Genomic DNA, 12,334 nt, shown 5'->3' with positions numbered 1-12,334 from the left:
ATCTCCCTTTTGTTTGGAATACCAGATGACTCAGCTCAAGCTCCCCGACATTGCCGCACAAACCCATGAATACGCCTTGCCTTTGAACTGGGTGGGGATGTGCGGGATCGCCCAAGCTTTGCAGTTCGAGGGGCGCACAGCAGCTGCCACTGTCGATGCCGGCGTTAGCCTGGTAGACGGCAGCTCACGCGGTATCCATATGTCGCGGCTTTATCTCGCCCTGGAGTCGTTGGAGCACCAGCCCCTGACGCCGCTCACCATCCACCAGCTGCTGACTGACTTCCTCAGCAGCCATGAAGGCCTTTCTTCCGCAGCCTATTTGCGTCTGCGCTTCGAGCATCTGCTAAAAAGGCCTGCATTGATCAGCCCGCTGGAGGGTTGGAAAAGCTATGCCGTCACAGTCGATGCAAGGATCGAAAATGAAATGTTCCACGTGGAACTATCCGTTTCCGTCCCTTACTCCTCAACCTGCCCATGCTCGGCTGCACTTGCACGGCAGCTGATTCAGCAGCAGTTCCAGGCGCATTTCAGCGCCGAGCAGGTCGACAAATCTGCAGTGCTGCAGTGGCTTGGCAGCGCCGAAGGCATCGTAGCGACGCCCCATAGCCAACGTAGTAGCGCGCAAATCCAGGTAAGACTGCGCAGCAATCAGCAGGTTCTGCCAATCACCGAGTTGATCGACCGCATAGAAGCAAGCCTGGGGACAGCGGTGCAGACCGCAGTGAAGCGCGCAGACGAACAAGCCTTTGCCTTGGCCAACGGCCAGAACCTGATGTTCTGCGAAGACGCCGCACGACGCCTGCACAAAGCGCTACGGCAAATGGAATGGAGCACGGCCTTCAAGCTGCGCGTGGAACATGCAGAAAGCCTGCATGCCCACGATGCTGTCGCGACCAGCCAGTGGCAATGGGATGTCAGCTGCGCGGCTTGACCGAGCCGCAGTCTTTACCCAACCACACGGCACGGGTGTTCATGCTGCCTTGCTGCTGTACACCCGAGGCGTTGAACGTACCGTTGACCTGGGTGGTGAATTCCCGGTCACTGAGGAATGTCGCCTGGCCACTGCCCTGCGCTTTGGGGCAGCTGAACTGGAACTTCCACACATTGCCGGTGCGGTCGGTGATCTTTTGGGTACACCCTGACTTCGGGTCCTGCAGCGGGATATCGTTGGTTGCCACCTGTTCTGGCGTCAGGCACGACCGCACCCCCTTACCCCCAACAGTCACTCCCTGCTTGGCCAGCACCCCTTCCATCATCGCGCGCTGCTCTGGCGGCAGGTTCTTCAACTGGCCGAGCATGAACTCCATGTCGGGTAACGGCTTGCCATCGACCTGCATGTTGCTGGTGGTCAGCTCCCACAAACCTGGCTGTAGCATCTGAGCATGCACCAGCGGGCTGCTCACACCTAGGGCCAACGCCAACAGTGGCAGACGAATCTTCATGGACGAACGCTCCTGGAAAAAAAGCCGGCCAAGCGGGCCGGGCTGAGCCTTAGACGCCAAATCCACCTGCAGGTTGCAAGGCGGACCGGGAACGTGTTCTGTTACTCAAGTGTACTCGGCAAGCAGGATGCATATGGACTACCACAGCCCCTACTTCTTCGGTTACCTACTCGGCCTGGTTCACCTGCTGGGTATCGTCGCCGCACTGCACGCACTGTTCACCGTGCGCACTGCCCAAGGCGCAATCGCCTGGGCCATGCCGTTGTTCTTCATCCCCTACCTCACCCTGATCCCTTACCTGATCTTTGGTGCGCGCTCGTTCTATGCCTACATCAAGGCCCGGCGCCAGGCCAACCAGGAAATGCATGTGGCCATGGCCAACCTCAACTGGCGGCCTTGGGTAGAAGAAGCCCTTACCGCCCGCGAGTCGGAAAGCTATGCGGCGTTGCGCGCCATGCCCAAGCTCGGGCGTATGCCCTGCCTTGCCAATAACGAGGTGAAGCTGCTGATCGATGGCAAGGCAACATTCGATGCAATATTCGCCGCCATCGAAAAAGCCCGCGACGTAGTGTTGGTGCAGTTCTTCATCATCCATGACGACAACCTTGGCAAAGCGCTGCAGCAACTGCTGCTGCGCAAGGCCGCCGAGGGTGTGCGGGTGTTCGTGCTGTATGACCGTGTCGGCAGCCACGCCTTGCCGGCAAGCTACAGCCAGTTGCTGCGCGACGGTGGTGTACAGATTCATGCCTTCGCAACCCGTCGTGGCTGGTTCAACCGCTTCCAGGTGAACTTCCGTAACCACCGCAAAATCGTGGTGGTGGATGGCTTGCTCGGTTTCATCGGCGGGCACAACGTGGGCGATGAGTACCTCGGTGGCCACCCGAAGCTCTCACCCTGGCGCGACACCCACGTGCAGATCAGCGGGCCGGTGCTGGCCTGCCTGCAGGAATCGTTCGCCGAAGACTGGTACTGGGCCACGCGCCAGCTACCACCGCTGATTCTGCCGGATGCCTACCCGGACAACGGCGTACTGTGCCAAGCCTTGGCCAGCGGCCCGGCCGACCCACAGGAAACCTGCTCGCTGTTCTTCCTTGAGGCGATCCATTCAGCCACCCGGCGCGTGTGGATCACCAGCCCGTACTTCATCCCCGACGAGGCGGTGTTCGCCGCATTGCGTTTGGCGGTACTGCGTGGGGTCGATGTGCGAGTGCTGATTCCGTCACGCCCAGACCATCGCATCGTCTATGCCGCCTCCAGCCTTTTCGCCTTCGAAGCGGTACGTGCGGGTGTGCGCATGTTCCGCTACCAACCGGGCTTCCTGCATCAGAAGGTGGTGCTGGTGGATGACGATGTCAGCGCGATCGGCAGTGCCAACCTGGACAACCGCTCGTTCCGCCTGAACTTCGAAATCACCCTGCTGACAGTCGACCGCGGCTTCGCTGACCAGGTCGAGAACATGCTGAACAATGACTTTGAACAGGCACGGGAAATTACTGCGGAGGACAGCCGCGATACTCATCGGCTGCAGCAACTGGGGATGCGGATTGCGCGGCTGATTTCGCCGATTCTCTGATGCGCCTGCGCCCGTTGCAGGGTATCGCGGACCTTGTGGGAGCGGGTTTACCCGCGAAGACGTCAGTGGCTGTACCGACGCATTCGCGGGTAAACCCGCTCCCACAGGGTATGGTGGCGCGCTTGCATGCTTTGGAGCAATTCAGCGATACAGGTCTTCACGCGTCCAAGGCAGGTCATGGTGCCCATCGGCGTACGGCTTCACGGCCAGAATCTGATGCAGGTTGATCCAGCCTTTCTGGAAGGCATAGGCACACCCGGCCAGGTACAAGCGCCAGATGCGCAAAGTCTTCTCGGGCACCAGCGCCGCCGCCTTGTGCAGCTGGTTCTCCAGGTTCTCGCTCCAGTGGTGCAAGGTCTTGGCGTAGTGCAAACGCAGGCTTTCCACGTCTACCACCTCCAGGCCCGCTTCACAGATGCTGGCACTGATCATCGACAGGTGCGGCAGCTCGCCATGGGGGAAGACGTAGCGATCGATGAACTCGCCCGCGCCACGCCCGACCGGGCGGCCATCGACATGCTTGGCGGTGATACCGTGATTCATCACCAGCCCCCCTTCCCTCACGGCACCGAACAGCTTCTGGCTATACAGCGCCAGGTTGGCATGCCCGACATGCTCGAACATGCCAACGCTCACAACCTTGTCGAAGCGGCCATCCTGAGGCAGGTCGCGGTAGTCGAGAATCTGCAGGTCGACCTTGTCGGCCAACCCCTCTGCCTTCACCCGCTCGCGACCGAGCTTGAGTTGCTCCTTGCTCAAGGTGATACCAAACACCTTGGCGCCATATTCGCGAGCAGCGAAACGCGCCAGCCCGCCCCAGCCGCAGCCGACGTCGAGCAGGTACTCACCTGCGTCCAGGCGCAGCTTGCGGCATAGATGATCGAATTTGTCCTGCTGTGCCTGATCCAGCGTGTTGTCCGGCTCGCGGAAGTAGGCGCACGAGTAGGCCATGTCCTGATCCAGCCATAGCTGGTAGAACTCGTTGGAAACATCGTAATGGTAGGAAATGGCTTCGGCGTCGGTGCTCTTGTCATGGGCCCGGCGCTCCGGTGGAGCGTCGTCCTCATCGGTCAGTAGCGCTTCGCTCAGCTCATCGCATACGCGGATGGCCTCACCAATATCGCCCTCCAGCTCCAGCTTGCCTTCGACGAATGCCGTGCCCAGCTGGTCCATGCTCGGGTGGCTCAACTGGCTGATCAGCTGTGGCTCCTTGACCAGGATAGTGACCTGTGGGCTAGGCCCCAGATCGAACTGGTTACCGTCCCACAGTTTCAGCCGCAGCGGCAGATGCAGGCTCTGCAGTGCCGGTGGAAGTTGCGCAAGCATGAACGACCCTCCTGTCCGTATTTGGCCACGACGCCTGATATTTCGAACGTCGCCGGATCAGAGTAGTTCATTCGTGGGATGTTTCCTCTAAACGAGACCATGGTCTAGAACCAACTGATCTTATCCACGCAGCAGATTGTATACAATTTTTGCATCTCAGCTTAACCTTGTGCCCCTCTTGCGCTTCTTCATCCTGGAGTTGAACCCATGAAATCCTATGACGTGGTGATCATCGGCGGTGGCCCTGGCGGCTACAACGCAGCCATCCGCGCCGGCCAACTGGGCCTGAGCGTAGCCTGCGTGGAAGGCCGCCAGACCTTGGGCGGCACCTGCCTGAACGTGGGCTGCATGCCCTCCAAGGCGTTGCTGCATGCTTCCGAGCTGTACGAAGCCGCCAGTGGTGACGAGTTCGCCCACCTCGGTATCGAAGTCAAACCTACCCTCAACCTCGCCCAGATGATGAAACAGAAGGACGAGAGCGTGACCGGCCTGACCAAGGGCATCGAGTACCTGTTCCGCAAGAACAAGGTCGACTGGATCAAGGGCTGGGGCCGCCTGGACGGCGTCGGCAAGGTCGTGGTCAAGGCTGAGGACGGTAGCGAAACCGCACTGCAGGCCAAGGACATTGTCATTGCCACCGGCTCCGAACCTACGCCCCTGCCGGGCGTGACCATCGACAACCAGCGCATCATCGACTCGACCGGCGCGCTGTCGCTGCCACAGGTGCCCAAGCACCTGGTCGTCATCGGCGCCGGCGTGATCGGCCTTGAGCTGGGTTCGGTATGGCGCCGCCTGGGCAGCCAGGTCACGGTCATCGAATACCTCGACCGCATCTGCCCGGGTACCGACGAAGAAACCGCCAAGACCCTGCAGAAGGCCCTGGCCAAGCAAGGCATGGTGTTCAAGCTGGGCAGCAAGGTGACCCAGGCCAGCGCCAGCGCCAGCGCCGATGGCGTGAACCTGACCCTGGAGCCGGCCGCCGGTGGCACCGCAGAAACGCTGCAAGCTGACTATGTACTCGTCGCCATCGGACGACGCCCCTATACCAAAGGGCTGAACCTGGAAAGCGTGGGCCTGGAAACCGACAAGCGCGGCATGCTCGGCAACGACCACCACCGCACTTCCGTGCCGGGTATCTGGGTGATTGGCGACGTCACCTCCGGTCCGATGCTGGCGCACAAAGCCGAAGACGAAGCGGTGGCCTGCATCGAACGCATCGCCGGCAAGCCCCACGAGGTCAACTACAACCTTATCCCTGGCGTGATCTACACCCGCCCGGAGCTGGCCACCGTGGGCAAGACCGAAGAGCAGCTCAAGGCCGAAGGGCGTGCCTATAAAGTCGGCAAGTTCCCGTTCACGGCCAACAGCCGGGCCAAGATCAACCACGAGACCGAAGGCTTCGCCAAGGTCATCGCCGATGCCGAGACCGACGAAGTGCTGGGTGTGCACCTGGTAGGCCCAAGTGTCAGCGAGATGATTGGTGAGTTCTGCGTGGCCATGGAGTTCTCGGCCTCGGCGGAAGACATCGCCCTCACCTGCCACCCCCACCCGACCCGCTCCGAGGCCTTGCGCCAGGCAGCGATGAATGTGGACGGGATGGCGATGCAGATTTGATGTGAGATAGCCGGGGGCTGCTTTGCAGCCCATCGCGACACAAGGCCGCTCCTACAGGAGAACGCAATTTCCTGTGGAGCGGCCTTGTGTCGTGATGGGGCGCAAAGCGCCCCTGGCTTCTGGCTTACTCGACCGTAACCGACTTGGCCAGGTTACGCGGCTGGTCCACGTCGGTGCCCTTGAGCACGGCGACGTAGTACGACAGCAGCTGCAGCGGGATGGTGTACAGGATCGGCGCCAGGGCGTCGGCGATGTGCGGCACCTTGATCACGTGGGTACCTTCGCCATTGGTCATGCCGGCCTGCTCGTCGGCAAACACTACCAGCTCGCCACCACGGGCGCGTACTTCCTGCAGGTTGGACTTCAGCTTCTCCAGCAGTTCGTTGTTCGGCGCAACGGTTACCACTGGCATGTCGCTGTCCACCAGCGCCAGCGGGCCGTGCTTCAGCTCGCCTGCCGGGTAGGCTTCGGCGTGGATGTAAGAGATTTCCTTGAGCTTGAGCGCACCTTCCATCGCCACCGGGTACTGCGCACCACGGCCGAGGAACAGGGTGTGGTGCTTGTCGGCGAACAGCTCGGCGATTTTCTCGACGGTGGCGTCCATGGCCAGGGCTTCGCCCAGGCGGGCCGGCAGGCGGCGCAGTTCTTCAACCAGCTCGGCTTCGACACCGGCTTCCAGGGTACCGCGCACCTGGCCCAGAGCCAGGGTCAGCAGCATCAGCGAAACCAGCTGGGTGGTGAAAGCCTTGGTCGAGGCCACGCCGATTTCCGGGCCGGCCAGGGTCAGCAGGGTCAGGTCCGACTCACGCACCAGCGAGCTGATACCGACGTTGCAGATCGCCAGGCTACCGAGGAAGCCCAGCTCCTTGGCGTTGCGCAGTGCGGCCAGGGTGTCTGCGGTTTCGCCAGATTGCGAGATGGAGACGAACAGGGTGTCCGGCTGCACTACCACCTTGCGGTAACGGAACTCGCTGGCCACTTCAACCTGGCACGGGATCCCGGCCAGGCTTTCCAGCCAGTAACGGGCGACCATGCCGGCGTGGTAGCTGGTACCGCAGGCAACGATCTGCACGTTGCGCACCTTGGCGAACAGTTCGGCAGCCTGCGGGCCGAAGGCCTGGACCATCACGTTGTCCTTGCCCAGGCGGCCTTCCAGGGTGCGCTGCACCACGCTTGGCTGCTCGTGGATTTCCTTGAGCATGAAGTGGCGGTAGGCACCTTTGTCGGCAGCTTCGGCACCTTCGTGGTACTGCACGGTTTCGCGCTGGACCTTGTGGCCATCCTGGTCCCAGATGGAGATCTGGTCACGGCGGATTTCAGCAATGTCGCCTTCTTCCAGGTACATGAAGCGGTCGGTGACCTGGCGCAGGGCCAGCTGGTCGGACGCCAGGAAGTTCTCGCCCAGGCCCAGGCCGATGACCAGCGGGCTGCCACTGCGTGCGGCTACCAGGCGGTCAGGCTGCTTGGCACTGATCAGCGCCAGGCCGTAAGCACCATGCAAGCGCTTCACCGCAGCCTTCAGGGCATCGGTCAAGTCCGGAATGCTCTTCAGGGTGTGGTGGATCAGGTGGACGATGACTTCGGTATCGGTCTGCGAAGTGAAGACATAGCCAAGGCCCTTCAGCTCTTCGCGCAGTTCTTCGTGGTTCTCGATGATGCCGTTGTGCACCACGGCCACTTCATTGCCCGAGAAGTGCGGGTGGGCGTTGCCCTCGGTCGGCGCACCGTGGGTGGCCCAGCGAGTGTGGGCGATGCCCAGCTGGCCGGCCAGTGGCTCGGCGGCAACAGCGGCTTCCAGTTCACTGACCTTGCCGATACGGCGACGGCGCTGCAGTTCACCGTTCTGGGTGAGGACGGCCAGGCCGGCGCTGTCGTACCCGCGGTACTCAAGACGCTTGAGGCCTTCGATCAGGATGGCTGTGATGTTGCGCTCGGCGACGGCACCAACGATTCCACACATGGTTTATTGCTCCTGGCTGATCGCGGCGCAGATCAGGTTGATGCCGCGGGCTTGAATTTGTTCGCGTGCCGCTGCGGGCAGGCGTTCGTCAGTAATAAGGGTGTGCACGCTGCCCCAGGGCAGCTCGAGGTTGGGGATCTTGCGCCCTACCTTGTCCGATTCGACCATCACGATCACTTCACGGGCGACTTCGGCCATGACCCGGCTCAGCCCGAGAAGTTCGTTGAAGGTGGTGGTACCGCGGCCGAGGTCGATGCCGTCGGCGCCGATGAACAGTTGGTCGAAATCGTAGGAGCGCAACACCTGCTCGGCCACCTGGCCCTGGAACGACTCGGAATGCGGGTCCCAGGTGCCACCGGTCATCAGCAGCACCGGCTCGTGTTCGAGGTCGCAGATGGCGCGGGCCACGTTCATCGAATTGGTCATCACCACCAGGCCAGGATGGCGCCCCAGTTCGGGGATCATGGCTGCCGTGGTGCTACCGCTGTCGATGATGATGCGCGCATGTTCGCGGATACGTGCCACGGCGGCGCGGGCGATGGCCTTTTTATAGGAAGACACCGGCTGGGCAGGTTCACCGAGCAACTCTTGTGGCACCGGGACCGCGCCACCGTAGCGCCGCAGCAACAGGCCGTTGGTTTCGAGGGCAGCGAGGTCCTTGCGGATGGTGACTTCCGAGGTAGCGAAACGCTTGGCCAACGCGTCCACACTCACCTCGCCCTGCTCGCTGAGCAAAGCCAGGATGTTGTGCCGCCGCTGCGGGGTGTTTCGTTTCGACATGAGCGCTTAAGTTTCGGTTCGAAAGATAATGGTGGCAATCAAAACCTAAGATGAGCGATTCGTCAAGTTGTCACTGCCCTGTGGATAGATTCTCTCTACACTTGCGCGGCTTCTGTAGGAGCGGCCTTGTGTCGCGATGGGCCGCAGCGCGGCCCCAGGTTTTCGAGGGAAAACAGAAATTGCCGGGGCTGCTTTGCAGCCCATCGCGACACAAGGCCGCTCCTACAGAGGGTGCGATATGCCGCAAAATAAAAAGCCGACTTATTCACATAAGTCGGCTTTCGATCGAAACAGCTGTGTATAACTCAGCTCTTCTTGATCTTCTCCGGCCGCTTCCAACCCGAGATGTTGCGCTGACGGGCACGAGCTACCGCCAGGTCGCCTGCCTCCACGGTCTGGGTGATGGTCGAACCGGCAGCAGTGGTCGCACCAGCCTTGATTTCCACAGGCGCTACCAACGAGTTGTTCGAGCCGATGAACACGTCCTCGCCCATCACGGTCTTGAACTTGTTGGCGCCATCGTAGTTGCAGGTAATGGTGCCGGCGCCGATGTTGGTGCGCGCACCGATTTCGGCATCGCCCAGGTAGGTCAGGTGACCGGCCTTGGCGCCTTCCCCGAGGTGGGCGTTTTTCAGTTCGACGAAGTTACCCACATGGGCCTTGGCATCCAGCACACTGCCGGGGCGCAGGCGGGCGAACGGGCCGGCATCGCTGCCCTCGCCCATCACGGCGCCTTCGAGGTGGCTGTTGGCCTTGACCACTGCGCCTTTGCGCAGGGTGGTGTTCTTGATCACGCAGTTAGGGCCGATCTGCACATCATCCTCGATGACCACCTTGCCTTCGAGAATCACGTTGATGTCGATCAGCACGTCACGGCCAACGGTCACTTCACCGCGGACATCGAAACGCGCCGGGTCGCGCAGGGTGACACCCTGGGCCATCAGGCGACGGCCTTCGCGCAACTGGTAGTGGCGCTCCAGCTCCGACAACTGGCGACGGTCGTTGGCGCCCTGCACTTCCATCGGGTCGTGCGGCTGTTCGGTAGCCACCACCAGGCCATCGGCCACAGCCATGGCGATGACGTCGGTCAGGTAATACTCGCCCTGAGCGTTGTTGTTCGACAGACGGCCCATCCAGTCGGCCAGGCGCGCGGCTGGCAGGGCCAGAATACCGGTGTTGCCTTCCTTGATCGCTTTCTGCGCATCGCTGGCGTCCTTGTGCTCAACGATGGCGGTCACCTTGCCCTGCTCGTCACGCACGATGCGGCCATAGCCGGTCGGGTCGTCGAGGGTCACCGTGAGCAGGCCCAGCTGCTGCTCGTTGGCCTTGGCCAGCAGACGCTGCAGGGTTTCCACTTCGATCAACGGCACATCACCGTACAGCACCAGCACGGTTTCGGCGGTCAAGCCCGGTAGTGCCTGGGCAACCGCATGGCCGGTACCCAGCTGCTTGTCCTGCATGACGAAGTTCAGGTCGTCGGCGGCCAGGCGCTCGCGAACCAGCTCGGCACCATGGCCAATGACCACATGAATACCTTGCGGCTGCAACTGGCGCGCGCTGTGGATAACATGGCCGAGCATGGAGTTGCCGGCTACCGGGTGCAGCACCTTGGGCAGCGCCGAGCGCATGCGGGTGCCTTGGCCGGCGGCGAGAATAACGATATCGAGTGACATTACTGGCTACCAATCCTGGGTGGTCAGTGAAATGACCGGGGGGAGAAATCAGAAAAAGAAAAAGGGTAGCCGAGGCTACCCTTTTACTCAATCGCTACAGAAGTTATCAGCCGAGGGCCGATTACTTGCCTCTGCGCATTTGCTGGACGGTACGCAGCTGAGCTGCGGCCTCGGCCAGACGTGCGGCGGCGGCGCCGTAGTCGAAGTCCGCGCCTTTCAGATTCAGGGCGTTCTCGGCAGCCTTGAGGGCTTCCTGAGCCTGAGCTTCATCCAGGTCTGCAGCACGTTGCACGGTATCGGCAAGCACCTTGACCATGTTCGGCTGAACCTCGAGGAAACCACCAGAGATGTAAAACACCTCTTGGGCGCCACCCTGCTTGGTCAGCGTGATCGGACCAGGCTTGAGATTGGTGATCAGCGGCGCGTGACCCGGAGCGATACCAAGATCACCTAGGTTACCGTGCGCAACTACCATCTCGACCAGGCCGGAGAAGATCTCTCCTTCCGCGCTGACGATATCGCAATGGACTGTCATAGCCATCTGCTTGCCTCAACCTGATAGCGCCCCTTGCGGGGCGCAGGAATTACAGTTTCTTGGCTTTCTCGATCGCTTCGTCGATGCTGCCGACCATGTAGAACGCTTGTTCTGGCAGGTGGTCGTAGTCACCTTTGAGGATGCCGCTGAAGCCAGCGATGGTGTCTTTCAGGGAAACGTACTTGCCTGGGGAACCGGTGAAGACTTCGGCCACGAAGAACGGCTGCGACAGGAAGCGCTGGATCTTACGAGCGCGGGCTACCAGTTGCTTGTCGGCTTCGGACAGTTCGTCCATACCCAGGATCGCGATGATGTCCTTCAGCTCTTTGTAGCGCTGCAGAACATACTGAACGCCACGAGCGGTCTCGTAGTGCTCGTTGCCGATCACGTTCGGGTCCAGCTGGCGCGAAGTCGAGTCCAGTGGGTCGACCGCTGGGTAGATACCCAGGGAGGCGATGTCACGGGACAGAACGACGGTGGCGTCCAAGTGGGCGAAGGTGGTCGCTGGCGACGGGTCGGTCAAGTCGTCCGCAGGTACGTATACGGCCTGAACGGAGGTGATCGAACCTTCCTTGGTGGAGGTGATACGCTCTTGCAGAACGCCCATCTCTTCAGCCAGGGTCGGCTGGTAACCTACTGCCGAAGGCATACGGCCCAGCAGTGCGGATACTTCGGTACCGGCCAGGGTGTAACGATAGATGTTGTCGACGAACAGCAGAACGTCGTTACCTTCGTCACGGAACTTCTCGGCCATGGTCAGGCCGGTCAGCGCTACGCGCAGACGGTTTCCTGGTGGCTCGTTCATCTGACCGTAGACCAGTGCTACCTTGTCGAGAACGTTGGAGTCCTTCATCTCGTGGTAGAAGTCGTTACCCTCACGAGTACGCTCACCCACACCAGCGAACACGGAGTAACCGCTGTGTTCCATGGCGATGTTACGGATCAGTTCCATCATGTTTACGGTCTTGCCGACACCGGCACCACCGAACAGACCAACCTTACCACCCTTGGCGAACGGGCAAACCAGGTCGATAACCTTGATGCCGGTTTCCAGCAGGTCGTTACCGCCTGCCTGGTCAGCGAACGAAGGCGCTGGCTGGTGGATACCGCGACGCTCTTCTTCGCCGATCGGGCCGGCCTCGTCGATCGGGTTGCCCAGTACGTCCATGATACGGCCCAGGGTGGCCTTACCAACAGGAACGGAAATGGCAGCGCCGGAGTCAACGACTTCCAGACCGCGCTTCAGGCCTTCGGTCGAGCCCATCGCAATGGTACGAACCACGCCGTCGCCCAGCTGCTGCTGAACTTCCAGGGTGGTTTCCGCGCCTTGTACTTTCAGCGCGTTGTAAACACTCGGCACGACGTCACGTGGGAATTCCACGTCGATGACGGCGCCGATGATTTGAACGATACGTCCGCTACTCATAGCTG

At 61.2% G+C, this 12,334-nt stretch carries 10 protein-coding genes; 3 read left to right on the top strand and 7 right to left on the bottom strand.

Translation table 11 applies throughout. The features are described 5' to 3' along the window. Window positions 1-25: 25 nt before the first annotated feature. Complete coding sequence (gene folE2, locus CAG00_RS10705) at window positions 26-931, top strand: GTP cyclohydrolase FolE2 (protein WP_085664241.1); 906 nt, start codon at window positions 26-28, stop codon at window positions 929-931. Here folE2 and CAG00_RS10700 read toward each other — a convergent pair. Next, window positions 915-1,442 (bottom strand): DUF3617 domain-containing protein, encoded by a 528-nt coding sequence (locus CAG00_RS10700; protein WP_085664240.1) that lies wholly within the window; start codon window positions 1,440-1,442, stop codon window positions 915-917. The genes folE2 and CAG00_RS10700 overlap by 17 nt on opposite strands. A 133-nt stretch (window positions 1,443-1,575) precedes the next feature. Here CAG00_RS10700 and cls point away from each other — a divergent pair, with 133 nt between their 5' ends. Further along, complete coding sequence (cls, locus tag CAG00_RS10695) at window positions 1,576-3,015, top strand: cardiolipin synthase (protein ID WP_085664239.1); 1,440 nt, start codon at window positions 1,576-1,578, stop codon at window positions 3,013-3,015. Between the two features lie 141 nt (window positions 3,016-3,156). Here the strand turns inward: cls and cfaB are convergent, their stop codons facing one another. Further along, on the bottom strand, window positions 3,157-4,341 hold the full coding sequence (cfaB, locus tag CAG00_RS10690) for a C17 cyclopropane fatty acid synthase CfaB (protein WP_085616010.1): 1,185 nt from the start codon (window positions 4,339-4,341) through the stop codon (window positions 3,157-3,159). A gap of 207 nt (window positions 4,342-4,548) precedes the next feature. Here cfaB and lpdA point away from each other — a divergent pair, with 207 nt between their 5' ends. After that, entirely contained in the window at window positions 4,549-5,955 is a 1,407-nt protein-coding gene (gene lpdA / locus CAG00_RS10685) for a dihydrolipoyl dehydrogenase (RefSeq protein ID WP_085664238.1), read from the top strand. Between the two features lie 124 nt (window positions 5,956-6,079). On the opposite strand, the gene glmS is transcribed toward lpdA, so the two are convergent. The 5 genes from glmS to atpD form a co-directional block, all read right to left on the bottom strand. After that, window positions 6,080-7,915, bottom strand: coding sequence for a glutamine--fructose-6-phosphate transaminase (isomerizing) (glmS, locus tag CAG00_RS10680; protein WP_085664237.1), 1,836 nt, complete (start codon window positions 7,913-7,915; stop codon window positions 6,080-6,082). 3 nt (window positions 7,916-7,918) lie between these two features. Then, the gene (locus tag CAG00_RS10675; protein ID WP_015268400.1) at window positions 7,919-8,695 is read right to left on the bottom strand and encodes a DeoR/GlpR family DNA-binding transcription regulator; all 777 of its coding nucleotides are present in this window, start codon (window positions 8,693-8,695) and stop codon (window positions 7,919-7,921) included. A gap of 305 nt (window positions 8,696-9,000) precedes the next feature. Continuing rightward, window positions 9,001-10,368 carry a bifunctional UDP-N-acetylglucosamine diphosphorylase/glucosamine-1-phosphate N-acetyltransferase GlmU gene (glmU, locus tag CAG00_RS10670; RefSeq protein ID WP_085664236.1) on the bottom strand — a complete coding sequence of 456 codons (1,368 nt, stop codon included), beginning with the start codon at window positions 10,366-10,368 and terminating at the stop codon, window positions 9,001-9,003. A gap of 121 nt (window positions 10,369-10,489) precedes the next feature. Then, complete coding sequence (locus tag CAG00_RS10665) at window positions 10,490-10,909, bottom strand: F0F1 ATP synthase subunit epsilon (protein ID WP_003260039.1); 420 nt, start codon at window positions 10,907-10,909, stop codon at window positions 10,490-10,492. A gap of 43 nt (window positions 10,910-10,952) precedes the next feature. Then, complete coding sequence (gene atpD, locus CAG00_RS10660; RefSeq protein ID WP_013974904.1) at window positions 10,953-12,329, bottom strand: F0F1 ATP synthase subunit beta; 1,377 nt, start codon at window positions 12,327-12,329, stop codon at window positions 10,953-10,955. Between the last annotated feature and the right edge of the window lie 5 nt (window positions 12,330-12,334).

The organism is Pseudomonas sp. B5(2017), from assembly GCF_002112825.1.
In the GTDB taxonomy this organism is placed as follows: Bacteria; Pseudomonadota; Gammaproteobacteria; order Pseudomonadales; family Pseudomonadaceae; genus Aquipseudomonas; species Aquipseudomonas putida_Z.
The sequence above is the reverse complement of the archived record's forward strand: the minus strand, read 5'-3'. Positions and strand labels throughout refer to the sequence as shown.

Bases quoted from the DNA above. Each gene is read 5' to 3' on its own strand.
- cfaB (WP_085616010.1), bottom strand. From the start codon at position 4,341: ATGCTTGCGCAACTTCCACCGGCACTGCAGAGCCTGCATCTGCCGCTG.
- CAG00_RS10700 (WP_085664240.1), bottom strand. From the start codon at position 1,442: ATGAAGATTCGTCTGCCACTGTTGGCGTTGGCCCTAGGTGTGAGCAGC.
- CAG00_RS10675 (WP_015268400.1), bottom strand. From the start codon at position 8,695: ATGTCGAAACGAAACACCCCGCAGCGGCGGCACAACATCCTGGCTTTG.
- glmU (WP_085664236.1), bottom strand. From the start codon at position 10,368: ATGTCACTCGATATCGTTATTCTCGCCGCCGGCCAAGGCACCCGCATG.
- glmS (WP_085664237.1), bottom strand. From the start codon at position 7,915: ATGTGTGGAATCGTTGGTGCCGTCGCCGAGCGCAACATCACAGCCATC.
- cls (WP_085664239.1), top strand. From the start codon at position 1,576: ATGGACTACCACAGCCCCTACTTCTTCGGTTACCTACTCGGCCTGGTT.
- CAG00_RS10665 (WP_003260039.1), bottom strand. From the start codon at position 10,909: ATGGCTATGACAGTCCATTGCGATATCGTCAGCGCGGAAGGAGAGATC.
- lpdA (WP_085664238.1), top strand. From the start codon at position 4,549: ATGAAATCCTATGACGTGGTGATCATCGGCGGTGGCCCTGGCGGCTAC.
- folE2 (WP_085664241.1), top strand. From the start codon at position 26: ATGACTCAGCTCAAGCTCCCCGACATTGCCGCACAAACCCATGAATAC.
- atpD (WP_013974904.1), bottom strand. From the start codon at position 12,329: ATGAGTAGCGGACGTATCGTTCAAATCATCGGCGCCGTCATCGACGTG.